The organism is Bacillus sp. FSL M8-0266 (assembly GCF_038613425.1).
GTDB lineage: Bacteria > Bacillota > Bacilli > Bacillales > Bacillaceae > Bacillus > Bacillus pumilus.
Window position 1 is genome coordinate 1,598,114 of the sequence record NZ_CP152015.1, and the last position, 23,102, is coordinate 1,621,215.

24 protein-coding genes are annotated in these 23,102 nt (G+C 43.3%); 22 read left to right on the forward strand and 2 right to left on the reverse strand.

The window, feature by feature from the left end; translation table 11 throughout:
- Position 1: 1 nt before the first annotated feature.
- From cysC to MKY83_RS08050, 4 genes are all read left to right on the forward strand, one after another.
- On the forward strand, positions 2-595 hold the full coding sequence (gene cysC / locus MKY83_RS08035; protein ID WP_044141963.1) for an adenylyl-sulfate kinase: 594 nt from the start codon (positions 2-4) through the stop codon (positions 593-595).
- Between the two features lie 29 nt (positions 596-624).
- Entirely contained in the window at positions 625-1,380 is a 756-nt protein-coding gene (gene cobA, locus MKY83_RS08040; RefSeq protein WP_106065261.1) for a uroporphyrinogen-III C-methyltransferase, read from the forward strand.
- A 74-nt stretch (positions 1,381-1,454) separates the two neighbouring features.
- Positions 1,455-2,240 (forward strand): sirohydrochlorin chelatase, encoded by a 786-nt coding sequence (locus MKY83_RS08045; RefSeq protein ID WP_278179063.1) that lies wholly within the window; start codon positions 1,455-1,457, stop codon positions 2,238-2,240.
- A complete protein-coding gene (locus tag MKY83_RS08050; RefSeq protein ID WP_106067390.1) occupies positions 2,221-2,724 on the forward strand; it encodes a bifunctional precorrin-2 dehydrogenase/sirohydrochlorin ferrochelatase in 504 nt (167 codons plus the stop codon). The genes MKY83_RS08045 and MKY83_RS08050 overlap by 20 nt, the downstream gene beginning before the upstream one ends.
- 30 nt (positions 2,725-2,754) lie before the next feature.
- On the opposite strand, the gene MKY83_RS08055 is transcribed toward MKY83_RS08050, so the two are convergent.
- A complete protein-coding gene (locus MKY83_RS08055; protein WP_065097251.1) occupies positions 2,755-4,464 on the reverse strand; it encodes an NFACT RNA binding domain-containing protein in 1,710 nt (569 codons plus the stop codon).
- A 164-nt stretch (positions 4,465-4,628) separates the two neighbouring features.
- On the opposite strand from MKY83_RS08055, the gene MKY83_RS08060 reads away from it, so the two are divergent.
- The 17 genes from MKY83_RS08060 to spoVM all read left to right on the forward strand — a co-directional run bounded on the left by MKY83_RS08060 (position 4,629) and on the right by spoVM (position 22,195).
- A complete protein-coding gene (locus MKY83_RS08060) occupies positions 4,629-7,304 on the forward strand; it encodes a calcium-translocating P-type ATPase, SERCA-type (RefSeq protein WP_342488483.1) in 2,676 nt (891 codons plus the stop codon).
- Between the two features lie 82 nt (positions 7,305-7,386).
- A complete protein-coding gene (locus tag MKY83_RS08065; RefSeq protein ID WP_342488484.1) occupies positions 7,387-8,262 on the forward strand; it encodes a YicC/YloC family endoribonuclease in 876 nt (291 codons plus the stop codon).
- A 76-nt stretch (positions 8,263-8,338) separates the two neighbouring features.
- Positions 8,339-8,608 (forward strand): extracellular matrix/biofilm regulator RemA, encoded by a 270-nt coding sequence (remA, locus tag MKY83_RS08070; protein ID WP_008344898.1) that lies wholly within the window; start codon positions 8,339-8,341, stop codon positions 8,606-8,608.
- A gap of 9 nt (positions 8,609-8,617) precedes the next feature.
- Positions 8,618-9,232, forward strand: a complete 615-nt coding sequence (gene gmk / locus MKY83_RS08075; protein ID WP_003212381.1) for a guanylate kinase — start codon at positions 8,618-8,620, stop codon at positions 9,230-9,232.
- Between the two features lie 3 nt (positions 9,233-9,235).
- Positions 9,236-9,439 (forward strand): DNA-directed RNA polymerase subunit omega, encoded by a 204-nt coding sequence (gene rpoZ / locus MKY83_RS08080; RefSeq protein WP_003211647.1) that lies wholly within the window; start codon positions 9,236-9,238, stop codon positions 9,437-9,439.
- A gap of 117 nt (positions 9,440-9,556) precedes the next feature.
- Positions 9,557-10,774: a bifunctional phosphopantothenoylcysteine decarboxylase/phosphopantothenate--cysteine ligase CoaBC gene (gene coaBC, locus MKY83_RS08085; RefSeq protein WP_113767650.1), complete on the forward strand. Its 1,218-nt coding sequence runs from the start codon at positions 9,557-9,559 to the stop codon at positions 10,772-10,774.
- A complete protein-coding gene (gene priA / locus MKY83_RS08090) occupies positions 10,771-13,179 on the forward strand; it encodes a primosomal protein N' (RefSeq protein WP_342488489.1) in 2,409 nt (802 codons plus the stop codon). Before coaBC ends, priA begins: the two co-directional genes overlap by 4 nt.
- Positions 13,180-13,194: 15 nt before the next feature.
- On the forward strand, positions 13,195-13,677 hold the full coding sequence (gene def / locus MKY83_RS08095; RefSeq protein WP_065097256.1) for a peptide deformylase: 483 nt from the start codon (positions 13,195-13,197) through the stop codon (positions 13,675-13,677).
- Between the two features lie 5 nt (positions 13,678-13,682).
- Positions 13,683-14,636 carry a methionyl-tRNA formyltransferase gene (fmt, locus tag MKY83_RS08100; protein ID WP_113767652.1) on the forward strand — a complete coding sequence of 318 codons (954 nt, stop codon included), beginning with the start codon at positions 13,683-13,685 and terminating at the stop codon, positions 14,634-14,636.
- A complete protein-coding gene (rsmB, locus tag MKY83_RS08105; protein ID WP_185107224.1) occupies positions 14,623-15,966 on the forward strand; it encodes a 16S rRNA (cytosine(967)-C(5))-methyltransferase RsmB in 1,344 nt (447 codons plus the stop codon). Before fmt ends, rsmB begins: the two co-directional genes overlap by 14 nt.
- 3 nt (positions 15,967-15,969) lie before the next feature.
- A complete protein-coding gene (gene rlmN, locus MKY83_RS08110) occupies positions 15,970-17,052 on the forward strand; it encodes a 23S rRNA (adenine(2503)-C(2))-methyltransferase RlmN (RefSeq protein WP_003212089.1) in 1,083 nt (360 codons plus the stop codon).
- Between the two features lie 3 nt (positions 17,053-17,055).
- Complete coding sequence (locus tag MKY83_RS08115; protein ID WP_185107226.1) at positions 17,056-17,826, forward strand: Stp1/IreP family PP2C-type Ser/Thr phosphatase; 771 nt, start codon at positions 17,056-17,058, stop codon at positions 17,824-17,826.
- Positions 17,820-19,775, forward strand: a complete 1,956-nt coding sequence (gene pknB, locus MKY83_RS08120; RefSeq protein ID WP_342488490.1) for a Stk1 family PASTA domain-containing Ser/Thr kinase — start codon at positions 17,820-17,822, stop codon at positions 19,773-19,775. Before MKY83_RS08115 ends, pknB begins: the two co-directional genes overlap by 7 nt.
- Before the next feature lie 12 nt (positions 19,776-19,787).
- Entirely contained in the window at positions 19,788-20,684 is an 897-nt protein-coding gene (rsgA, locus tag MKY83_RS08125; RefSeq protein ID WP_340961135.1) for a ribosome small subunit-dependent GTPase A, read from the forward strand.
- A gap of 3 nt (positions 20,685-20,687) precedes the next feature.
- Positions 20,688-21,338, forward strand: coding sequence for a ribulose-phosphate 3-epimerase (gene rpe / locus MKY83_RS08130; protein ID WP_065097260.1), 651 nt, complete (start codon positions 20,688-20,690; stop codon positions 21,336-21,338).
- Between the two features lie 60 nt (positions 21,339-21,398).
- Positions 21,399-22,043 (forward strand): thiamine diphosphokinase, encoded by a 645-nt coding sequence (locus MKY83_RS08135; protein ID WP_065097261.1) that lies wholly within the window; start codon positions 21,399-21,401, stop codon positions 22,041-22,043.
- Between the two features lie 71 nt (positions 22,044-22,114).
- Complete coding sequence (spoVM, locus tag MKY83_RS08140; RefSeq protein ID WP_008354550.1) at positions 22,115-22,195, forward strand: stage V sporulation protein SpoVM; 81 nt, start codon at positions 22,115-22,117, stop codon at positions 22,193-22,195.
- Positions 22,196-22,264: 69 nt separating this feature from the next.
- On the opposite strand, the gene rpmB is transcribed toward spoVM, so the two are convergent.
- Complete coding sequence (gene rpmB, locus MKY83_RS08145; RefSeq protein WP_003212514.1) at positions 22,265-22,453, reverse strand: 50S ribosomal protein L28; 189 nt, start codon at positions 22,451-22,453, stop codon at positions 22,265-22,267.
- Between the two features lie 271 nt (positions 22,454-22,724).
- On the opposite strand from rpmB, the gene MKY83_RS08150 reads away from it, so the two are divergent.
- Complete coding sequence (locus MKY83_RS08150; protein WP_003211680.1) at positions 22,725-23,087, forward strand: Asp23/Gls24 family envelope stress response protein; 363 nt, start codon at positions 22,725-22,727, stop codon at positions 23,085-23,087.
- Positions 23,088-23,102: the final 15 nt, after the last annotated feature.

The window sequence follows — 23,102 nt, forward strand, 5'->3', positions numbered from 1 at the left end:
CATGAGCAACGAACATATCGTGTGGCATGATTCATCTATTACAAAAAAAGAATATCAACAAAAAAACAATCATAAAAGCGGCATTATTTGGCTCACAGGTCTAAGTGGATCAGGTAAATCAACAATCGCAAATGCAGCGGCTAGAGAGCTGTTTGAACAAGGTTATCAAGTCACTGTTCTTGATGGCGATAATGTGCGGCATGGACTGAATAAAGATTTAGGGTTTTCAGATGATGACAGAAAAGAGAACATCCGCCGCATCGGAGAAGTGGCGAAATTATTCGTTGAGCAAGGAACGATTGTCATCACGGCTTTTATTTCACCATTTCAAGAAGACCGCCGCATTGTCAGACAGTTAGTTGAAGCGGGAGAATTTCACGAAGTTTTTGTGAAATGTGATCTGAACGTATGCGAAGAGCGTGACCCAAAGGGTTTATATAAAAAAGCTAGAAATGGCGAAATTCCATTTTTCACCGGAATTGATTCACCATATGAAGAGCCAGCAGCACCTGAGCTCGTTCTAGATACAGGTGAATTATCGCGTGAAGAGTCCAAACAGCGTCTTGTTGATTATGTAAAGGGAAGAGCGAAATAATCGCCTGATGGCAGGGGGAGAAAAGCACGATGGGGAAAGTATACATTGTGGGGGCTGGACCTGGGGATCCAGACTTAATTACATTAAAAGCCCATAAGGCAATACAGCAGGCAGATGTCATTTTATATGATCGCCTTGTCAATCAAGAAATACTCGCCCACGCCAAACCCGAGGCGGAATTAATCTATTGCGGCAAGCTCCCGAATCATCATACGATGAGACAGGAAGCCATCAATGAAGCCCTTGTGACCTATGCAAAGGAAGGGAATGTTGTCGTCCGTCTGAAAGGCGGCGACCCCTTCGTATTTGGCCGCGGCGGTGAAGAAATCGAATGCTTAGCTGAGCACGGAATTCCATATGAAGTTGTCCCGGGGATTACCTCTGGTATTGCAGCAGCTGCTTATGCAGGCATTCCTGTGACGCACCGTGAATTCAGCTCGAATGTTGCGTTTGTCACGGGTCACTATCAAAAAGATGAGCATTTTGAAGAAAAGTGGGAGGCACTGGCTACGGGGATTGATACCCTTGTGATTTACATGGGCGTCAAAAACGTAGAAAGAGTGCAGCAGCTTCTTTTAAAAAATGGACGTGATCCTGAAACGCCAGCAGCGTTTATACACTGGGGAACCACGACGAGGCAAAAGACGACTTGCTGCACTGTGGCGACACTATCTGAAACCGTTGAAAAAGAAGGCATCGAGCATCCAAGCTTAATAGTTGTTGGAGATGTCGTTCATTTTCACCAAAAGCTGAACTGGTTTGAACCTGCCCTTATTGAGAAATGAGATTGATAAAGACAAGACACGTACATTGATCGTGTCTTTTCGTCTGAACAAAACAAGTGAGAGGGAGGAGCCGCATGAAACAAGCTGTACTTTATGTTGGGCATGGAAGCAGGGTAAAAGAAGCACAAGATAAAGCCATTTCTTTTATGAAAAGCTGTATGCCGTTAGTAGAAGCCGAAATACAAGAAATTTGTTTTTTAGAACTGACAGCCCCTTCTATAGAGGAAGGTTTTGAAGCCTGTGTGAAAAAAGGAGCTACACACATTGCAATTGTCCCGCTCCTCCTTTTAACTGCTATGCATGCTAAATCGGATATTCCAGTTGAGATTGAGAAAGTTCAAAAACGATACCCGCAAGTGAAGGTCACATACGGGAAACCAATTGGGGTCAATCAGGAAGTGACAAAAGCAGTTGCTGCAAGAATTGAAGAAGCAGGATATCAAAGCGGGAAAGCACGGATTCTTTTAATTGGCCGCGGAAGCTCTGATCCAGATGTGAAACGAGATGTGTTTGGCATTGCGGACGATGTCCGGCGCCTGCTGCCTCTTGCTGAGGTCTTGCCATGTTTTATTACAGCATGTGAGCCAGATTACCGAGATGTTCTGGCGCAATTAACAGCAGATGATGATACGCCTGTCTATCTCGTTCCTTACTTGTTGTTTACGGGTATTTTAATGAAAGACATTGAAAGCGAAGCGGCTAAGGCGAGAGAGAGGCTGAAAGATGTCCGGGTATGCCGGTATATTGGCTTTCATCCGCATGTAAAAGCAGCTTATATTGAACGCGTGCAAGAAACCATTTTAAACAAAGACGATGCGTTTCATTTCCAAGGAGAAAGCCATGCTTCCAGTCCATCTTGATTTAACCAATCAACAAGTGCTCATCGCCGGCGGTGGAAAAATAGCCGCAAGAAGGGCAGAGGCGCTATGCATAGAGCCTTGCCACATCACCATCGTGAGTCCTGACATTTCTAAAGAGATGGCACGTCTCATTGATACATACAACCTGAATTGGAAAGAAAAGAAAGTGGAAGCTGAAGATGTAGAGGATGCTTTTTTCATTGTCGCTGCTACAAACGATCCGGCGGTAAATGAATGGATTGCACAAACAGCACGGCCTTACCAGCTTGTGAATTGTGTGAGTCAATCAGAGCTTGGCAATGTGATCGTACCAAAGGTGGTCAAAGCAGGGAAAGTGACGATTTCAGTCTCTACAAGCGGTGCAAGCCCAGCCCGGACAAAACAGCTGGCTGCGGAAATTGAGACATTGCTTGAACAAGAGGATGTAGATGCACTTGATGCTCTCTATATCGAAAGAAAAAAACAACAAAGAAAAAGCCGATAAAATCTCTTGAAAGGATTTTATCGGCTTTTATTATTTTCGCAGCTTTAGCACCACATCTTCGTCAGGCGTGACAAATAATGTTTGCTGTTGATCATACGTCACAAATCCGGGCTTGGCTCCCTTTGGTTTTTTCACATGCCGGATTTTCGTGTAATCGACAGGAACGGAGCTCGACTCTTTTGCCTTTGAGAAGTAGGCAGCGATTTGAGCCGCTTCAAGTAGCGTCTGTTCATCAGGCGTTTGATGCCGGATGACGACATGTGATCCAGGAATATCCTTCGTGTGTAGCCAAATGTCGTCACGGGCAGCCGCCTTTGTGGTTAAATACTCGTTTTGTTTGTTGTTTTTTCCGACTAATATCGGAATCCCTTGAGACGATTCATACGCTTCAAGCTGAATGGCCGCCGTTTTTTTCTTTTTGGCGTTACGCTTTTGTTTGGCGCGTAAATATTTCCCTTCAACAAGCTCTTCTCTCATTTCCTCTAAATCCTTCGGTGAGGCAGAGGAGAGCTGCTGAATCAACTCATCAAAATAAGCAATCTCTTCATGCGTCCGCTCAATTTGCTCATTGACCGCTTCTACTGCATTTTTTGCCTTTTGATATTTTATGAAATATGCTTGCGCATTTTCAGAAGGGGTTTTGTTTGTTTTGAGCGGTATTGTGATTTCTCCGCCATCTTCATCGTAATAATTGATGACAGTCGCTTCTTTATCCCCTTTTTTGATGGCATATAAATTGGCTGTTAGCAATTCGCCATAGAGCTGGTATTTATGGGCATTTTGAGATTCTTCAAGGGTTCTGTTCAGTTTTTTGAGTTTGTTTTCATTTTTCTTTTTTTCATTTACGACAAACCGTTCAAGGTCAGACGCTTGTTGTTTCACTCTGTCTCTTTCAGCTTTGCCGAAATAAAAGCGGTCAAGCAGCTGGCTGAGAGAGTCGAATGTCTTTATTTCACCATCGACATGCTGCAGTTCTAATAAATAGAAATATTCTTTCCCGTCTTTTCTTGTGAGCTGCGGGGTAAAGGAATGCATGCGAATCAGCTGGAACATGTCGAGTAGCGTATTTGGAATAGTTTCCTTATTGGCAAGACCGGCCCTGTGTACAGCTTCCTTTGCAAACAGCGGAGAAACCCCAGAGAATGTTTCGACAATTTGCTTTGCGATCATTCCTTCTTGAAAGCGTAAATGCTTTAAAATATCGTCCTTCGTTACTGCAAACGGATTTAATTTTTGCTGCGCAGGCGGCAGAAGGTATTCGTGACCAGGAAGCACTGTTCGATAGCTGTTCACAGATGGAGAAAGATGCTTCAAGCCATCGATGATCTGCTGCGTGTCATCTTCGACAAGAATCAAATTACTATGCCTTCCCATGATTTCAATGTAGAGCTTTCGAGTCTGTTCGTCGCCAATTTCATTGCGACTTCGTACATGAAGTACGATCACACGGTCAAATCCAATTTGTTCGAAACGCTCAATGAATCCGCCCTCAAGATGTTTTCTAAGGAGCATACAAAACATTGGAGGTTCGCTTGGATTGTCATATTGCTGCTCTGTGAGCTGCACTCTAGCGTAGCTCGGATGAGCGGATAAAAGGAGCTTGTGATTTTTTCCGTTTGCCCGGATATGAAAAATCAACTCGTGCTTATATGGCTGATGAATTTTTGAAATTCTTCCACCAGTTAATGTCTCTTGCAATTCATTTGTCATACCATATGTAAAAATGCCGTCAAATGACATGTTGGATACACCCTCTTCTTTCACACAAATCTACTGAAAGAACCTTCCATTTCTCGTTCTTTAGGCAGTCTTATTATTATAGCATGATTTAGGACGAGTCTGAATAAACTGGCTTATAGAACACTGCATATGAGAGAGAACAAAAGAGGAGTGGACGAGGTCAAATGAATTGGCATGAACTGAACCAAACCGATTTATTAAAAACAATGAATACATCGATAGGTGACGGACTGTCAGAAAAAGATGTACAAAAACGGCTTGAAAAACACGGGCCAAATGAATTGCAAGAAGGGAAAAAGGCGTCGGCTCTGATCATTTTTTTAGCGCAATTTAAAGACTTTATGGTGTTAATCTTGCTTGCAGCAACGATCATTTCTGCTTTTCTAGGCGAATACATTGATGCAGTCGCCATTGTAGCGATTGTTCTAATTAATGGAGTGCTCGGATTTTATCAAGAACGCCGGGCGGAAAAATCCCTTCAAGCGCTAAAGGAATTATCAACTCCGCATGTATATGCAAGGAGAAATAATGAATGGATCAAGATCCCGTCCAAACATCTCGTGCCAGGGGATATTGTGAAATTTTCAAGTGGAGACCGGATTGGGGCAGATATTAGATTACTAGAAACAAAGAGCCTGGAAATCGAGGAGTCTGCTCTCACTGGCGAATCCATTCCAGCAGTCAAACACGCAAGTCCGCTTTCTAGTAATCATGTCTCGCTTGGAGATTTGACGAACATGGCCTTTATGGGGACGCTTGTCACTAGAGGAAGCGGCGTGGGCGTTGTCATTGGTACAGGAATGAATACAGCGATGGGACAAATTGCCGGCATGCTGGATGCAGCAGGGAATATGGAAACACCGCTGCAAAGACGTCTCGAACAGCTGGGGAAAATCCTCATTGTGGCTGCTTTATTTTTAACTGTGCTCGTTGTGGTTCTTGGCATTGTGCAAGGACATGATTTGTATCATATGTTCCTGGCGGGAGTATCTCTTGCGGTTGCTGCCATTCCTGAAGGGCTGCCGGCGATTGTCACCGTCGCACTTTCCTTAGGAGTACAGCGGATGATCAAACAAAAATCGATTGTCAGAAAGCTCCCGGCGGTGGAGACTCTTGGCTGTGCGTCGATTATTTGCTCAGACAAAACAGGAACCATGACGCAAAATAAAATGACTGTGACCCATGTATGGGCAGAGGGCAAAACGTGGAATATTTCTGGTACGGGCTATGAGCCATCTGGTGATTTCACCTTGAACGGAGAACTTGTCCATGTAGACAAACATCCAAGCCTGAAAAAGGTGTTATTATACGGGGCGCTTTGTAATACATCGACCATCGTTGAAAAAGATGGCGAAATGAGGCTTGATGGTGATCCGACAGAGGGGGCACTTCTCACCGCAGCACGTAAAGCGGGTTTTACAGAGCAATTCATTGAAGCAGGATTTCACGTAGTAGAAGAGTTTCCTTTTGATTCAGAAAGAAAGATGATGTCAGTCGTCGTCGAAACGAATCAAAAAGAGCGGTACGTCATTGCAAAAGGTGCGCCGGATGTCTTGATGAACCGTTCAAGCCATATCATGCACGGCGGACGCACAGCTTCATTTTCAACCACTCACAGGCAAGAAACAGAGGCTGCGATTCAAGGATTAGCAAGACAAGCGCTGAGAACGATTGCCATTGCGTATAAAAAAGTTGGTCTGACAGAGAAAATCACCACTGTCCAGCAGGCTGAAACTGATTTAACATTTATCGGACTAGAGGGCATGATCGACCCGCCTCGTCCTGAAGTGAGACGAGCGATTAAAGAGTGTAGGGATGCGGGCATAAAAACAGTCATGATTACAGGGGATCACGTGGAAACAGCCAAAGCGATCGCAAAAGACTTGAGCCTTTTACCAAAGCAAGGAAAGGTGCTCGACGGAAAAGCGCTGGATCAGCTGAGTGACAAAGAGCTTGAGCAAACGGCTGAAAATGTATACGTCTTTGCACGGGTATCACCGGAGCATAAGCTGAGAATTGTGAAGGCTTATCAAAAAAATGGACATATTGTAGCGATGACAGGTGACGGGGTCAATGATGCGCCTGCAATTAAGCAAGCAGATATCGGTATCTCCATGGGCATCACTGGAACAGACGTAGCCAAGGAAGCGTCCTCTCTTATTTTACTTGATGACAACTTTGCGACCATTAAATCGGCCATTAAAGAAGGCCGAAATATTTATGAAAACATTCGTAAATTTGTTCGCTATTTGCTCGCATCAAATGTGGGAGAAATTTTGGTTATGCTGTTTGCGATGCTTCTAGCGCTTCCGCTTCCTCTCGTTCCTATTCAAATTTTATGGGTCAACCTTGTCACAGATGGTCTTCCGGCGATGGCGCTTGGTATGGATAAGCCAGAAGGCGATGTCATGAAAAGGAAGCCGAGGAATATGAAAGAGGGGATTTTTGCTAGAGGGCTCGGCTGGAAGGTTGTATCTAGAGGGTTCCTCATTGGACTTGCGACCCTTTTAGCATTTATGTTTGTGTATCACCGTGATCCAAACAACCTGCCATATGCACAGACTGTTGCATTTAGTACGCTTGTGTTGGCGCAGCTCATTCATGTATTTGACTGCCGAAGTGAACGATCTATCTTTGAACGCAATCCATTCGGGAATCTCTACTTAATCGGTGCGGTTTTGTCATCACTTTTACTGATGTTTGTGGTCATTTATTATCCGCCGCTTCAGCCGATTTTCAAAACGGTGGCGATTGCACCAATTGATTGGCTGCTGATCATCGGTATGTCTGCACTGCCAACTTTTTTACTGGCAGGATCACTTTTGACAAGAAAAAAATAATTCGTTATGGTATAATTTTGAGGTAATAGTGTCTGCTATTACCTTTTTCATTTATTAATATGAAAGAATTGGGTGTTTTGACATGATACGCAGTATGACGGGATTCGGTCAAGCGAGTAAAACGGATGGAGAACTGACAGTGTCAGTTGAGTTAAAATCGGTCAATCACCGTTTTAAAGAGGTTCATGCCCGTTTGCCGAGGCCGCTTTTATATTTCGAAGACACATTAAAAAAAATCATTCTTCGTCACGTGCAGCGTGGTAGAATTGAGTTGTTTGTTACGATTGAAGGCGGTAAACTAGCAAGCCGGTCCTTGCAGATCGACTGGCCGCTACTTGATGAATACATGAAAGCCGCAAAAGATCTCGAGAAACGCTATCACATTTCAGGCATTCAGCATGCACATGACTTACTGGGGCTAGAGCATGCCGTTCAAGTAGAAGAATCGTCCAGCCGAAATGAGCAATTAGAGCAATTGCTGATGGAAGCTTGTGAAACGGCTGTCAAGGAGCTTTGCTTCATGAGAGAGCAGGAGGGAACATCACTTCAAAAAGACTGTGAGTTGAGGCTTTCTGAATTAGAGGCCTATACAGAAGAAATCAAAGTCTTTGCACCAGAGGTTGTGAGTCAGTATAAAGACAGGCTCAATCAGAGATTGCAAGAATGGATCGGAAAGGCGCTTGACGAAAGCAGATTGACAACAGAGGCTGCGATCTTTGCTGACCGCTGTGACATTACAGAAGAGATTACGAGATTGAAAAGTCACTTTCAGCAATTCCAGCAAATCTTGATGCAAGGCGGTGCTGCTGGCAGAAAACTTGATTTTCTTGTACAGGAGCTCAACCGTGAAGTGAACACCATTGGCTCAAAAGCGAACCATCATCACTTAACAAAGCTGGTGGTTGAAATGAAAAGTGCTATTGAAAAAATAAAAGAACAAGTGCAAAATATAGAATAGTCATTGTGTATGCTGTTTACAGTACGTCTCTTTCGGCGAGACTAGAGACGTTTATAATACAGGGGGACGTTAGAAGATGACCATAAAGTTGATCAATATCGGATTTGGAAACATCATTTCAGCGAATCGGATGATTTCGATCGTCAGTCCGGAATCAGCACCGATTAAACGAATGATACAAGACGCAAGAGATCGAGGCATGCTCATAGATGCTACATACGGAAGAAGAACCCGTGCTGTTGTCATTATGGACAGTGACCATGTCATCTTATCTGCCGTTCAGCCTGAGACTGTCGCGCAAAGACTTTCTGTAAAAGAAGAAATCATAGATGAAGGGCAGGGGTAATACGCCATTATGAAAGAAAGAGGACTATTAATCGTTCTCTCTGGACCTTCGGGAGTTGGAAAAGGAACGGTCAGACAAGCCATTTTCTCCCAGGAAGATACGAAATTTGAATACTCAATTTCTGTGACAACACGTAAACCGCGTGAAGGTGAAAGAAATGGTGTCGATTATTTCTTTAAATCCAGGGAAGAATTTGAACATATGATTGAAAACAAAAAGCTGTTAGAATGGGCAGAGTATGTCGGGAATTACTACGGCACGCCTGTTGACTATGTAGAACAGACATTAAGCGAAGGAAAAGATGTTTTCCTTGAAATCGAAGTGCAAGGTGCACTTCAAGTAAGAGAAGCATTCCCAGAAGGTCTTTTTATTTTCCTTGCACCGCCTAGTCTTTCAGAACTTCAGAACCGCATCATTACACGTGGTACAGAGTCTGAGGAGCTCATTCGAAATCGAATGGCTGCTGCAAAAGAAGAGATTGAAATGATGGATGCTTACGACTATGTCGTGGAAAACGATGATGTCGAGCTTGCTTGTGAAAGAATCAAAGCGATCGTCCTTGCAGAACACCTGCGCAGAGACAGAGTCGCACCAAGATATAAAAAAATGCTGGGGGTAGAATAAACTATGTTAGATCCTTCAATTGACTCATTGATGAACAAACTTGATTCAAAATACACACTTGTGACAGTGTCTGCACGCCGTGCACGTGAAATGCAGATCCATCAAGATCAGCAAATTGAAAATACAAAGTCTTACAAATTTGTAGGCAAAGCACTTGAAGAAATTGATGCCGGTCTTTTGACATTTGAAAAAGAGGATCAAGAATAACACATCGCTTCTGCTATGCAGATACGATACGTTCAAAAAAGTCAAAACTATGATTGGTTTTGACTTTTTTGAATTGTAGACGAATTTGTGAAAAAGGCCGTTAAGGGGGACAAACGAATGTTACAGTCAAAAAATATTTTGCTCGGCGTCAGCGGAGGAATCGCCGTATATAAAGCAGCTGCACTTACTAGTAAACTCGTACAGGCGGGCGCAAATGTAAGAGTGATTATGACAGAATCTGCCCGTGAGTTTGTGTCTCCGCTTACCTTCCAAGCACTGTCTCGACATGAGGTGTATGTGGATACATTTAAAGAAAACAATCCAAAAGTCATTGCGCATATTGACGTAGCTGACTGGGCCGACCTCATTCTTGTTGCCCCTGCAACAGCACATACGATTGGTAAAATGGCGGCAGGGCTTGCAGATGATATGCTCACGACGACCTTACTTGCTTCAACTGCTCCTGTATGGATCGCACCAGCTATGAATGTGCATATGTATGATCACCCGGCTGTAAAGCGGAACATTCGCACATTATATGAGGACGGCTACCGGTTTATTGAACCGAGTGAAGGTTATTTAGCCTGTGGCTATATTGGAAAAGGGCGATTAGAGGAGCCTGAAAAAATAGTTGAGCACATCCGTGCATTTTTTGAAGAGCCAAAAAACTTACCGCTTTCAGGTAAAAAAGTCGTGGTGACAGCAGGTCCTACACGAGAAGTCATCGATCCTGTGCGTTTCTTTACAAATCGATCGTCAGGAAAAATGGGCTATGCAATTGCAGAGGCTGCGCAGCAGATGGGAGCTGATGTCACGCTTATTTCAGGACCTGTTTCTTTAACGGCACCTGATCATGTACATGTGGTACACGTTGAATCGGCAGAGGACATGTATCAAGCCGCATTAGCTGTGTACGAGGAAGCGGACCTTGTCATTAAATCAGCAGCAGTCGCCGACTATACCCCTGTGACCTCATATCCTCATAAAATGAAAAAACAGGACGGCGGCTTAGAAATTGAATTCACCCGGACAAAAGATATTTTAAAAGAGCTGGGGAAAAGAAAAGAGCATCAAGTGCTTGTCGGTTTTGCAGCTGAAACGCAGGATGTAGAATATTATGCGAAAAAGAAAATCGAATCCAAGCATTTAGATATGATTGTAGCCAACAATGTCACAAAAGAAGGTGCAGGTTTTGGCACAGACACAAATGTAGCAGCAATCATCAAAGCAGATGGTACAACAACAGAACTGCCGATGATGAGCAAAAAAGACCTCGCTTTTGAAATCTTAAAGGAGGCAAAACAGCTGTTGCCAAAAGAGCGTGATCGCGCATGATTGCTGAAGTCATCGTAGATGTCACAACGAAAGCCATTGACCGGCCATTCGATTACCGTGTACCAGATCGATTCAAAGATCTCGTCAAAGCGGGAATGAGGGTGGTCGTCCCCTTTGGCCCGAGGAAGATTCAAGGGTTTGTGACAAAAGTCAAAGAAGAAACAGATGTAAAAACAGGAAGCATAAAGGACATTGTCGATTTATTTGATTTATCACCTGTTCTGACAGATGAGCTATTGGAGCTTTCCCACTGGCTGACGGAAAAAACATTGTCCTATCACATTACGGCACTTCAATCGATGCTGCCTGCAGCCATGAAGGCGAAGTATGAAAAAGAAATTCAAGTGCTGTCAGATGAAGAACTTCCGCAGTCATTGAAAGAGCTTTTCGGTCAGCGAGACAGCATTCTTTACGCTGACATCCCAGCCGAACAACTAAAACAGATTCAAAAGCATGTCCAAAAAGGTCATTTAGAGGTAAGGTATCACGTCTCGCAAAAATTTGGAAAGAAAAAAGTGCGCACGCTCCAACTAGCTGCATCAAAAGATAAGCTTGAAGAAAAACAGCAGCAGCTGAAGAAAAATGCGGTGAAACAAAAGGCTCTGCTCTCCTTTTTGCTTCAAGCGAGTGAGACGACCTTTTTAGCGAAAGACTTGCAGCAGCAAACAGGCGCGAGTTCTCAAACGCTTAAAACCTTTATTCAAGAGGGGCTGCTAACAGAAAGCTATGAAGAGGTCTACCGGGATCCTTATCGTGACCGGGCATTTACACCTTCTGCTTCACTTGACCTTATGCCAGAACAAGCAGAAGCGGCAAAACATATTCATCAAGCAGTCAGCGGTGACCGGCATGAAACCTTTCTGCTGCACGGGGTGACAGGAAGCGGTAAAACGGAGATTTACTTGCAGACGATTGATCATGCCCTTCAAAAAGGAAAAGAAGCGATCGTCCTCGTTCCTGAAATCTCGTTAACCCCTCAAATGGTTCAGCGGTTTAAAGAACGATTCGGTTCAAATGTGGCTGTACTTCATAGCGGATTATCGACAGGGGAAAAATATGATGAATGGCGGAAAATCCACCGCAAGGAAGTCAAACTTGTCGTGGGCGCGAGATCGGCTGTTTTCGCACCATTTGAAAATCTAGGCATGATTATCATAGATGAAGAGCATGAATCTTCTTATAAACAAGAGGAAATGCCTCGTTATCATGCCAAGGACGTCGCCATTGAACGAGCCAGAAGGCATCGTTGCCCAGTTGTTTTAGGTAGTGCAACTCCTTCACTTGAAACCTATGCGCGTGCCAAAAAAGGCGTGTTTACATTGCTGACGCTCAAAAACCGAGTCAACCAGCAGCAGCTGCCGCACGTTTCGTTAATTGATATGAGAGAAGAATTGAGAAATGGCAACAGGTCCATGTTTTCAGAAGAATTAATGCTCAGATTAAAGGAAGTGCTTGAAAGAAAAGAACAAGCCGTCTTATTTCTGAATAAAAGGGGCTATTCATCCTTTGTGATGTGCCGTGATTGCGGATATGTGGAGCAATGTCCTCATTGCGAAATTTCTCTCACCTATCACCGCTATCAAAAACGGTTGAAATGCCATTATTGCGGTCACGAGGCACCGGTGCCAGCTGAATGTCCAGAATGCCATAGTGAGCATATTCGCTATTTTGGTACGGGTACGCAGCGTGTAGAAGAAGAGCTGACAAAAGTACTGCCAGAGGCAAGAGTCATCCGAATGGATGTGGATACAACGTCTCGTAAAGGTGCTCACGAAAAACTCCTCACATCTTTTGGCAATAAAGAAGCAGATATTTTGCTTGGGACGCAGATGATTGCAAAAGGGCTAGATTTCCCAGATGTCACACTTGTTGGTGTTCTAAGTGCGGATACGTCTCTTCATATCCCTGATTTCCGTTCAAGTGAAAAAACATTTCAGCTTCTCACGCAGGTCAGCGGCAGGGCAGGACGACATGAAAAAGAGGGCTCTGTGATCATTCAATCGTATACGCCTTCTCACTATAGTATTGAATTAACGAAGCAGCATGACTACGAAGCCTTTTATGAACAGGAGATGCTGCATCGCCGCCACCAGTCCTATCCGCCGTATTACTTTTTGGCGATGGTGACAGTATCACATGAGGAAGTGACGAAGGCAGCACATGTCACGGATCAAATTGTTCAGTTCCTCAAAATGAACTGTGCACCGAATACAAGAATTCTTGGTCCGGCTGCATCACCAATCGCTAAGATCAAAGATAGATATCGATATCAATGCGTGATAAAATACAAAAGGGAAAATGAACTGGCAAGTTTACTACGGAAAATACAAGATCATTATCAAAAGGAAATGGAACAAAAACAATTGATGATTTCAATAGATATGAATCCATATATGATGATGTAAAACGGAGGGCTTTAAGTGGCAGTAAAACCAATAGTCATGCATCCGGCAGAAGTACTTGAACAAAAGGCAGAGCCTGTCGATACGTTCGATAAAAAGCTCAAAAAACTGCTTGATGATATGTATGATACAATGCTTGAGCTAGATGGAGTCGGACTAGCAGCACCACAAATTGGCATTTCACAAAGAATTGCTGTTGTCGATATCGGAGAAGAACCTGGCAGAATTGATTTAGTGAATCCTGAGGTTCTTGAAATAAAAGGATATCAAACAGATATTGAAGGCTGCCTGAGCTTTCCATCTTTATACGGCACAGTAGAAAGACCGAGCTATGTGAAGGTAAAAGCCTTTGATAAGAAAGGCAAACCATTTACAATAGAAGCAGAAGGATTTTTAGCAAGAGCCTTATTGCACGAAATTGATCATTTAGACGGGATATTATTTACGTCCAAAATCATTCAAACCTATACAGAAAAAGAACTTGCGGAAATGGAAGGGTGAAGAAAATGGCACGTATTGTATTTATGGGAACCCCTGATTTCTCAGTACCTGTGCTGCAAACACTCATAACAGAAGGATACGAAGTTGTCGGGGTCGTCACGCAGCCAGATCGCCCGAAAGGCAGAAAACGAGTACTCACGCCGCCTCCTGTGAAAGTGGAAGCCTTAAAGCACGGCATTCCGGTCTTGCAGCCTGAAAAGGTGCGCCTTGATGAAGAAATTGATAAAGTGCTTGCCTTAAAGCCGGATTTAATTGTCACGGCGGCATTTGGACAAATTTTGCCAAAACGATTACTAGATGAACCTCAGTTTGGCTGTATCAATGTACATGCCTCACTGCTGCCAGAACTAAGAGGGGGCGCGCCGATCCATTATGCGATCCTTCAAGGCAAAAAGAAAACAGGCGTCACGATCATGTACATGGTGGAACGACTTGATGCAGGGGACATGATCAGTAAAGTAGAAGTAGAAATTGACGAATTAGACAATGTCGGAACATTGCATGACAAATTAAGTGTTGCAGGCGCTGCACTATTGAAAGATACTGTGCCAAATGTTCTGAGCGGATCTATTTCGCCAATTCCGCAAAATGAAGAAGCGGCAACGTACGCACCTAATATTAAGCGGGAGCAAGAAAGAATAGATTGGGCAAAAACTGGTGAAGAGCTTTACAACCAAGTTCGCGGCTTAAATCCGTGGCCAGTTGCCTATACTGAATGGAACGGGGCTCATCTAAAAGTATGGGAAGCGAAAAAAGTTCCACTCGAAGCGCAAGAAGAACCTGGGAAAGTGATTGAGCTTCAAAAAGAAGGTCCAGTCATTGGAACTGGGAATAAACAAGGCCTTTTATTAACAGGTGTACAGCCAGCTGGTAAGAAAAAGATGAGCGGCGAAGACTTCCTAAGAGGCGCAAATATCGAAATGGGACAGAAATTAGGGTTAATGAATGAAGAAAAGTAATGTGAGAGAAGTAGCGCTGGACGCTTTAATCAAACTCGAACAAAACCAAGCTTACAGTAATTTACTTTTACAGTCAGTCATGAAAGACAAAGACTTGGCAGATCAGGACAAACCGCTCTTAACAGAGCTTGTGTACGGTACACTGCAAAACAAGCTGGCATTAGATTATATGCTGGTACCATTTGTGAAAAAACCGCAAAAGGTGGCTCCGTGGGTCATGCAACTTTTGCGGATGTCCCTTTATCAAATGGTGTACCTTGAAAAGATTCCAGATCGTGCAGCCATCCATGAAGCAGTTGAGCTAACGAAAAAGAGAGGGCACAAGGGTATATCTTCACTTGTGAACGGCGTTCTTCGATCCGTGCAAAGAGAAGGCGTTCCGGCTTTTGATGACATCAAAGATCCAGTCAAGCGGCTTTCGATTGAGACAAGCCACCCATTATGGCTCGTGCAGGAATGGGTTCAGTCGTACGGATTTGAAGCGGCAGAAAGCATGTGCCGCATTCATTTAGTACCGCCAAAGCAAACCCTTCGTGTCAATCGAATGAAAACCGGCCGCGCAGCACTGCAGCAAGAACTGCTGGATGTCGGAATTGAAACGGAGCTTGGCGACTTATCAGAAGATGCACTTAAGCTGATGAAAGGGTCCATCGTTTCAACCCCTTCTTTTCAAGAAGGCTATGTGACCATTCAAGATGAAAGCTCAATGCTTGTCGCAAGAGCACTAGACCCTCAGCCGGGAGAAGCTGTGCTTGACGCCTGTGCGGCTCCAGGCGGAAAATCAACACATATCGCAGAGCGTATGAACGACGAAGGACAAATTGTTTCACTAGATTTGCACGAACATAAAGTGAAACTCATCAAACAAGCAGCAAAACGTCTGAACCTTACTCAAATTGAGGCAAAAGCGCTTGATGCAAGGAAAGCAAAGGGCGATTACAGCGAAGCTTCATTTGACCGGATTCTGATTGATGCGCCGTGTTCTGGATTTGGCGTCATTAGACGAAAACCAGATATGAAATATACAAAGTCTAAAGAAGACTCAGCAAGGCTTGCTGCAATTCAGCAGGCAATCTTAAAAGAAACAGCTCCGCTTTTAAAGCCTGGCGGAACCCTTGTATATAGTACATGTACAATGGACCCAACAGAAAATCAACAAGTGATCCATGCGTTTTTACAAGAACACCAAGACTTCGAACCCGATCTATCTCTTAATGAACGGCTGCCTGAGCAGGTTGCTCCGTTTGTTCAAAACGGAAGTGTGCAAATTCTTCCTCATTATTTCGGAACAGATGGTTTCTTTATTTGCAGCATGAGAAAGAAGGGATAAAAAATGACAGAACAAAAAGTAAGAAAAGAACTGAAAACAGATATGCCATCGATCTATTCATTTGAGCTTCACGAAATGAAAGAATGGTTAAAAGAACAAGACGAAAAGCCTTTCCGCGCAGCGCAAATTTTTGAGTGGCTTTATGAGAAACGTGTGACATCCTTTGATGAAATGTCTAACCTCTCCAAAGATTTAAGAGAAAAATTAAAAGATCAATTTACAATCACAACATTAAAAACCGTGATCAAACAAACGTCTCAGGACGGAACGATCAAGTTTTTATTTGAACTGCATGATGGTTATACAATTGAAACAGTGCTTATGCGTCATGAATATGGAAACTCTGTCTGCGTGACAACACAGGTTGGCTGTAGAATCGGCTGTACATTCTGTGCATCTACACTTGGCGGTTTAAAACGAAACCTTGAAGCCGGAGAAATCGTTGCACAAGTATTGAAAGTACAGCAGGCACTTGACGAAACAGACGAGAGAGTCAGCTCTGTTGTCATCATGGGAATTGGCGAACCGTTTGATAACTTTGAAGAGATGCTTGCTTTCCTTAAAATCATCAACCATGATCATGGCTTAAATATTGGTGCGCGCCATATTACGGTTTCGACAAGCGGAATCATTCCAAAGATCTATCAATTTGCTGATGAGCAAATGCAAATCAATTTTGCTGTGTCATTGCACGCACCGAACACAGAGATCAGAAGCCGCCTAATGCCGATCAATAAGGCATATAAGCTGCCAAAATTAATGGAAGCCATCGAATACTACATTCAAAAGACGGGTAGACGTGTCAGCTTTGAATACGGCCTGTTTGGCGGAGTAAATGATCAAGTTCACCATGCAGAAGAACTTGCAGACCTATTAAAAGGAATTAAGTGCCACGTGAACCTCATTCCGGTGAACTATGTACCAGAGAGAGATTATGTGAGAACACCTAGAGAACAAATCTTCCTATTTGAAAAAACGCTGAAAGAACGAGGCGTAAACGTAACGATTAGACGAGAGCAAGGCCATGACATTGATGCTGCTTGCGGTCAGCTAAGAGCGAAGGAGCGTCAGGAAGAGACGAGGTGACGAATGTTGATAAGGGCAGCCTTTCTTACCGATACAGGAAAAGTCCGTCAGCATAATGAAGATGATGCAGGTGTTTTTGAAGCAAAAGAAGATTCACTTCTCGCTGTTGTAGCAGACGGCATGGGAGGTCATCTTGCTGGTGATGTCGCCAGCAAGATGGCAGTCTCTTCTTTAAAAGAATACTGGGAAGAAACATCTTCAATTCCAGAAAAGCCAGCCGATCAAGAAAGCTGGTTAATCTCAAAAATCAGTGACATTAATGACCAAGTTTATGAACATGCGCAAAACAATGAGGAGTGCCAAGGAATGGGGACGACCATTGTATGCGCGCTCGTTCATTTGCAAACGGTCACAATTGCGCATATTGGAGACAGCCGCTGTTACCTGCTAAGAGAAGGAGCGCTGACCCAATTAACAGATGATCATTCACTCGTGAACGAGCTTGTGAAAACGGGTGAAATTTCAAAAGCGGATGCAGAATATCATCCAAGAAAAAATGTGCTCACGAAAGCATTAGGAACAGATAAACGTGTTCAAATTGATGCACGCACTTTTGAAGTGGACCCAGGAGATCAAATCCTGCTTTGCTCAGATGGTCTATCGAATAAAGTAGAAGAAGAGAATTTGACTCATATATTAACGCAAACGACCGCACCAGAGGAAAAAGTAACAGAGTTAATACAAACAGCGAATGACAACGGCGGTGAAGATAACATTACAGCAGTATTGTTAGAAATCTCCTCCCAGCCAGAGGAGGGTGACAGCAAGTGTTGATCGGAAAAAGGATCAGCGGCCGTTATCAGATTCTTCGCGTCATAGGCGGAGGCGGAATGGCAAACGTCTATTTGGCGGAGGATATGATTTTAGATCGCGAAGTAGCGATTAAAATTTTGCGGTTTGACTTTGCGAGCGATGATGATTTTATTAGACGTTTCCGGAGGGAAGCGCAGTCAGCTGCAAGCTTAGATCATTCGAATATTGTCAGCATCTACGATGTCGGGGAAGAAGATGACATTTATTATATTGTCATGGAATATGTCGAGGGAATGACGCTGAAGGAATACATACATGCTAATGGCCCGCTTCATCCGAAAGAAGCCGTTCGCATCATGGAGCAAGTCGTTGCGGCGATGGAAGAAGCCCATGCGAAACAGCTTGTTCACCGTGACATTAAGCCTCACAATATATTAATAGACAATATGGGGAACATCAAAGTCACTGATTTTGGGATTGCCATGGCACTCAGCTCAGCGACCATTACCCATACAAATTCTGTCCTAGGCTCCGTGCACTACTTGTCTCCAGAACAAGCACGCGGGGGACTTGCAACGAAAAAGTCAGACATCTATTCGCTTGGGATTGTGCTCTATGAACTCATCTCAGGACGCATGCCATTTGAAGGTGAATCGGCTGTCAGTGTTGCACTGAAGCATTTGCAATCAGAGCCACCATCTGTGAGAAGATGGAATCCTTCTGTTCCACAAAGCGTGGAAAACATCATTTTAAAGGCGATGGCCAAAGATCCATTTTATCGATATGAAGATGCATCTGAAATGCAAAAAGACTTAAAAACCGCTTTCGATCCAGCCAGACTAAAAGAAAAACGCTTTGTTATTGAAGAAGACCATGAAGCAACGAAAGCAATCCCAATCATTCAAGATCATCAAATTGATCAAGACAATGAAAAAACAGCCGTCCACTCGGCTCAAAAACCGAAGAAAAAAAAGAAACAAAAGCCGAAAAAGAAACGAAAAAAATGGCCATGGATTGTGGCATCCATCTTATTTATATTGACTGCTGCGACAATTTTAGCCATCACTGTGTTTCCAGGGCTGTTTTTTCCAAAAGATGTGGAAGTCACAGACGTATCTGGCATGACGGTTGAAAAAGCAGAAGATACCTTGAAGAAAGCTGGGTTTACCGTCGCTTCGGAGTCAATAGAGATCGCTGATGAGAAAATTGAAAAAGGTCTCGTCGTCAAAACAGACCCGAAAATCGGCACAAAGGTCAAAGAAGGAACAGAGATTCAGCTTTACGAAAGTACTGGCAAGGAAAAGACCGAATTACCTGATGTTACAGGGGAAAAGGTCGATAAAGCAAAAGAAATATTAGAGAAAAAAGGGTTTAAACAGGTCGTTGTGGAGGAAGTGAATGATAATGACACCGAGTCTGGGATTGTCATGGAACAGAGTCCTTCAGCGAATACTGAGCTTGTAGCAGCAGATGAAGAGGTCACGTTGACTGTCAGCATAGGTCCTGCCGATATTACATTACGTGATTTAACGACGTATAGTAAGCAAGCGGCATCGAATTATTTAGAGGATAACGGTTTAAAGCTCGATGAAAAAGAAGCGCATTCTGACGATGTGCCAAAAGGCGAGGTCATGAAGCAGGAACCGGGAGCAGGGACGGCTGTTAAACCAGGTGACACGGTCAAGATTACATTCTCTCTTGGACCGAAGGAAAAACCAGCCAAAACGGTGACTGAAAAGATTGCGATCCCTTATGAACCAGAAGCGGAAGGGCAGGAGATGAATGTCCAAATTTCCATTGATGATGCGGAGCATAGCATCTCTGATTCATACGAAAGCTTTAAAATCACTGCGCCGACTGAACGGACCATTAAATTTAAGATTGAACCAGGTCAAAAAGGATATTATCAAGTGACGGTGGATGATAAAGTCGTCAGCTCGAAAACGATCGAATACCCTGATGATGAATAAAGGAGGGACTTTATGCCTGAGGGCAAAATTATAAAAGCATTAAGCGGATTCTACTATGTGCTGGATGAGTCGCAAGAGAGTGGAAAAGTGGTTCAGTGCAGAGCGAGAGGCATCTTTCGAAAAAACAAAATTACACCTCTTGTTGGCGATTACGTCGTGTATCAAGCAGACAATGATAAAGAAGGCTACTTATTAGAAGTAAAAGAACGGACAAACGAACTTGTTCGTCCGCCTATTAGTAACGTCGATCAAGCGGTACTTGTTTTCTCAGCAGCAGAACCAACCTTTAGCACATCACTCTTAGACAGATTTTTAGTACTTGTTGAAGCCAATCATATTGAGCCGATTATCTGCATCACAAAAATGGACTTATTGAAAACAGACGAAGAGCGTGAAACGATCGAGGCATATGCAGACGACTATCGGCAAATGGGCTATGATGTTCATTTAACCTCTACGATTGAAGGAGATGGCATTGAGAAGCTGACCCCGCATTTCCACAATAAAATCACGGTATTTGCCGGTCAGTCTGGTGTAGGCAAATCCTCCCTTTTAAATGCGATGAGTCCTGAATTGGCGCTGAAAACAGATGATATCTCATCCCATCTCGGACGAGGAAAGCATACGACAAGACATGTCGAACTCATTCGAACAGCAGACGGGCTCATTGCAGATACTCCGGGCTTTAGCTCGCTCGAATTTACTGGCATCGAAGCAGAAGATCTAGGTCTATACTTTTTAGAGATTAGAGACCGAAGTGCAGATTGTAAATTTCGAGGCTGCCTGCACGTGAAAGAGCCTGGCTGTGCGATAAAAGATGCGGTCGAGCATGATCAAATCAAAGAGTATCGCTATCAGCATTATTTAGAGTTTTTAACTGAAATCAAAGACAGAAAGCCGAGGTACTAAATCATGGTTTATATTGCCCCTTCCATTTTATCAGCAGATTTTGCCAATTTGGAGAAAGATATCCGTGATGTGGAACAAGGCGGTGCAGATTACATTCATATCGATGTCATGGACGGTCATTTTGTTCCGAATATGACATTTGGGCCAAATGTCGTCGAAGCGATTAGACCGCATACGCGTCTTCCGCTAGATGTTCACTTAATGATTGAGCAGCCAGATCGGTATATTCCTGCATTCGCAAAAGCAGGCGCTGATATTATCTCTGTTCATGTGGAAGCTTGTCCGCACTTACACCGAACAATACAACATATAAAAGAACAAGGTGTAAAAGCAGGGGTCGTCTTGAATCCGCACACACCTGTTTCTCACATTGAGCATGTATTAGAAGATGTGGACCTTGTGTTATTTATGACAGTCAACCCTGGTTTCGGGGGACAGGCATTTATTCCATCTGTCCTCACGAAGGTAAAAGAAGTAAAAGCACTGAGTGAACAAAAGGGCTTAACCGATTTACTGATAGAAATAGACGGCGGTGTCAATGTAGAGACTGCAAAGAGCTGCAAAGAAGCAGGCGCTAATTTACTAGTAGCGGGCTCTGCGGTATACGGTAAAGACAACCGCGCAGCAGCGATCCAGGCAATTCGAGAAGCATAAAGGAAGGAACCAAAGTCATTGTGATCTTTGGTTCTTTTTACATGGAGAGGAGCGTATATCATGCACATACATATCGTAGCTGGCGGTCCTTTTGAATACATCCCGCCACTTGAACGTGAAGCATCACAGGAGGATATTCTCTGGATTGGCGTAGACCGTGGAACCCTCTTCTTACTAGAGCAAGGCATCATCCCAGCCAAAGCTTTTGGTGATTTTGACAGTGTGACAGAAGAAGAGCTTCAGGAGCTGAAAGAGAAATTGCCTGCCCTGAATGTATTTCAAGCTGAAAAGGATGAAACCGATTTAGAGCTTGCACTGAACTGGGCACTGAGTCAGCACCCAGCACATATTTACATCTATGGTATTACAGGAGGAAGGGCGGATCATTTTCTAGGAAATATCCATCTTCTTTACAAAGGGATTCAGCACAAGCAGAATATCACCCTTGTAGACAAACAAAATATCATTCAAATGTTTGAACCTGGTACATACGAAATAAAAGAAGATCAGGATAAACAATATGTGTCGTTTCTACCCTTTGGAGCACCGGTTGAAAAGCTGACATTAAAAGGTTTCAAATATCCTCTGAAAAATTGTCATATTGAGCCTGGTTCCACACTATGTATTAGTAACGAACTCATCCACTCAAATGGTACTTTTTCTTTTCATGAAGGCATATTAATAATGGTAAGAAGCAAAGATTGACCAACCTATCAATGTGGATGGCTGATTAAGCTCAATTGTGCTGCAAGCGGTACTTTTAGGAGGGGGACAAAATGAAATTTTATACAATCAAACTGCCTAGATTTCTTGGCGGCATTGTCCGTGCGATGCTTGGTTCATTTAAGAAAGATTAATGAGTAATCTCCTTTATTTCCACATAAAAACGCCTGCTACAATTCATTGTAGCAGGCGTTTACTCTTGCTTATACACGCTCAACTTTACCAGATTTCAAAGCTCGAGCTGATACATATACTCTTTTAGGCTTACCGTCCACTAGAATACGAACTTTTTGAAGGTTCGCGCCCCATGTACGTTTTGTAGAGTTCATTGCGTGAGAACGATTGTTCCCAGCTTTTGTTTTTCTGCCTGTGATAACGCATTTACGTGCCATTTGTTTCCCTCCTAACTGCGAAAACATCATCATATTCTTCATATACGTACTTAGAGATGCCTCAAGATACTTTAATAATTTACCACAGCTTCAAGGGGTTTGCAAGGATTGTTTACTCCTCTTTCAAGAAAAATACCTTGACATCTTGATAAAAAATCAAGGCTATAGTATAAGTAGGATTGGGTCGGATTGAATGATTTCTTTTAAAAAGAAGGGTCTTATAGTAAAATAGTGATAACTCAGGGCAATTTCTCAAAAAGGGGGAACCAATGTGTCCATTGAACTTAGAACGAAATACGGACAAATTGATATATCAAATGAAGTCATTGCAATGGTGGCAGGAGGCGCTGCGATCGATTGCTATGGTATTGTTGGGATGGCGTCCAAAAATCAAATCAAGGACGGCTTGACGGATATTCTCCGTAAAGAGAACTTCAGCCGGGGTGTTCTTGTGCGTCAAAAAGAAGACCGCATTCATATTGATATGTACATCATCGTCAGCTACGGTACAAAAATATCAGAAGTCGCACATAATGTTCAAACGAAAGTCAAATATACGATTTCTCACACAGTTGGACTTTCTGTTGATTCGGTCAACATTTATGTACAAGGAGTAAGAGTTACGAACCCGTAGTAAGGAGGAAATATA

Bases quoted from the DNA above. Each gene is read 5' to 3' on its own strand.
- cysC (WP_044141963.1), top strand. From the start codon at position 2: ATGAGCAACGAACATATCGTGTGGCATGATTCATCTATTACAAAAAAA.
- cobA (WP_106065261.1), top strand. From the start codon at position 625: ATGGGGAAAGTATACATTGTGGGGGCTGGACCTGGGGATCCAGACTTA.
- MKY83_RS08045 (WP_278179063.1), top strand. From the start codon at position 1,455: ATGAAACAAGCTGTACTTTATGTTGGGCATGGAAGCAGGGTAAAAGAA.
- MKY83_RS08050 (WP_106067390.1), top strand. From the start codon at position 2,221: ATGCTTCCAGTCCATCTTGATTTAACCAATCAACAAGTGCTCATCGCC.
- MKY83_RS08055 (WP_065097251.1), bottom strand. From the start codon at position 4,464: ATGTCATTTGACGGCATTTTTACATATGGTATGACAAATGAATTGCAA.
- MKY83_RS08060 (WP_342488483.1), top strand. From the start codon at position 4,629: ATGAATTGGCATGAACTGAACCAAACCGATTTATTAAAAACAATGAAT.
- MKY83_RS08065 (WP_342488484.1), top strand. From the start codon at position 7,387: ATGATACGCAGTATGACGGGATTCGGTCAAGCGAGTAAAACGGATGGA.
- remA (WP_008344898.1), top strand. From the start codon at position 8,339: ATGACCATAAAGTTGATCAATATCGGATTTGGAAACATCATTTCAGCG.
- gmk (WP_003212381.1), top strand. From the start codon at position 8,618: ATGAAAGAAAGAGGACTATTAATCGTTCTCTCTGGACCTTCGGGAGTT.
- rpoZ (WP_003211647.1), top strand. From the start codon at position 9,236: ATGTTAGATCCTTCAATTGACTCATTGATGAACAAACTTGATTCAAAA.
- coaBC (WP_113767650.1), top strand. From the start codon at position 9,557: ATGTTACAGTCAAAAAATATTTTGCTCGGCGTCAGCGGAGGAATCGCC.
- priA (WP_342488489.1), top strand. From the start codon at position 10,771: ATGATTGCTGAAGTCATCGTAGATGTCACAACGAAAGCCATTGACCGG.
- fmt (WP_113767652.1), top strand. From the start codon at position 13,683: ATGGCACGTATTGTATTTATGGGAACCCCTGATTTCTCAGTACCTGTG.
- rsmB (WP_185107224.1), top strand. From the start codon at position 14,623: ATGAAGAAAAGTAATGTGAGAGAAGTAGCGCTGGACGCTTTAATCAAA.
- rlmN (WP_003212089.1), top strand. From the start codon at position 15,970: ATGACAGAACAAAAAGTAAGAAAAGAACTGAAAACAGATATGCCATCG.
- MKY83_RS08115 (WP_185107226.1), top strand. From the start codon at position 17,056: ATGTTGATAAGGGCAGCCTTTCTTACCGATACAGGAAAAGTCCGTCAG.
- rsgA (WP_340961135.1), top strand. From the start codon at position 19,788: ATGCCTGAGGGCAAAATTATAAAAGCATTAAGCGGATTCTACTATGTG.
- rpe (WP_065097260.1), top strand. From the start codon at position 20,688: ATGGTTTATATTGCCCCTTCCATTTTATCAGCAGATTTTGCCAATTTG.
- MKY83_RS08135 (WP_065097261.1), top strand. From the start codon at position 21,399: ATGCACATACATATCGTAGCTGGCGGTCCTTTTGAATACATCCCGCCA.
- spoVM (WP_008354550.1), top strand. From the start codon at position 22,115: ATGAAATTTTATACAATCAAACTGCCTAGATTTCTTGGCGGCATTGTC.
- rpmB (WP_003212514.1), bottom strand. From the start codon at position 22,453: ATGGCACGTAAATGCGTTATCACAGGCAGAAAAACAAAAGCTGGGAAC.